The following is a 1,166-nucleotide window of genomic DNA, read 5'->3' as shown; positions in this document are numbered from 1 at the left end:
ACTTTAACAGCTGCTATCTCTGCAGTATTAACTAAAGTACACGGTGGTGAAGTTAAAGATTTCGCACAAATCGATAATGCTCCTGAAGAGCGTGAGCGTGGTATTACAATCAATACTTCTCACATCGAGTACGATACAGAAGTTCGTCACTACGCACACGTAGATTGTCCTGGTCACGCCGATTACATCAAAAACATGATCACCGGTGCTGCACAAATGGATGGCGCTATCTTAGTAGTTGCTGCTACAGATGGTCCTATGCCACAAACACGTGAGCACATCTTGTTATCACGTCAGGTTGGTGTTCCATATATCATCGTATTCATGAACAAATGTGATGTTGTAGATGACGAAGAATTACTAGAATTAGTAGAAATGGAAATTCGTGAACTTCTTTCTGAATATGACTTCCCAGGTGATGATTTACCGGTAATTCAAGGTTCAGCTCTAGGCGCTCTTCAAGGCGACGAAAAGTGGGAAGCAAAAATCATCGAACTTGCTGATCAATTAGATAACTACATTCCAGAGCCAGAGCGTGCAATCGACGGAGCATTCATCATGCCTATCGAAGATGTATTCTCAATTGCTGGTCGTGGTACTGTTGTTACTGGTCGTGTTGAACGCGGTATCATCAAAATTGGTGAAGAAGTAGAAGTTGTTGGTATCCGTGATACTCAAAAATCTACTTGTACTGGTGTTGAAATGTTCCGTAAGCTTCTAGACGAAGGTCGTGCTGGCGAGAACTGTGGTGTACTTTTACGTGGTCTTAAGCGTGAAGATGTTGAACGTGGTCAAGTATTATGTAAGCCTGGTTCAATTTCACCTCATACAAAATTCGAATCAGAAGTATACGTGTTAAGTAAAGATGAAGGTGGTCGTCATACACCATTCTTTAAAGGATACCGTCCACAGTTTTACTTCCGTACAACAGATATCACAGGTGCTGTAGAGCTTCCTGAAGGTGTTGAAATGGTAATGCCTGGCGACAACTTGAAATTTGTTGTAGAGCTAATCAACCCAGTAGCGATGGATGAAGGTTTACGCTTCGCTATCCGTGAAGGTGGTCGTACTGTTGGTGCTGGTGTTGTATCTAAAATCATCGCATAATTGCAGATTTTAGTTCTCACGAGAACTTAAAGAAAAGACGCTTAGGCGTCTTTTTTTAT

1 protein-coding gene is annotated in these 1,166 nt (G+C 41.8%); it reads left to right on the top strand.

Going from position 1 to position 1,166, the window contains the following annotated elements; genetic code table 11:
* Nucleotides 1-1,107: elongation factor Tu (gene tuf / locus H4J62_RS19915; RefSeq protein WP_182218777.1), on the top strand; the 1,107-nt coding region annotated here is incomplete at its 5' end.
* Nucleotides 1,108-1,166 lie beyond the last annotated feature (59 nt).

The sequence above is a fragment of the Colwellia sp. BRX8-5 genome (assembly GCF_014077325.1).
Classification (GTDB): domain Bacteria; phylum Pseudomonadota; class Gammaproteobacteria; order Enterobacterales; family Alteromonadaceae; genus Colwellia_A.
This window is presented reverse-complemented; position numbering and strand designations above follow the sequence as displayed.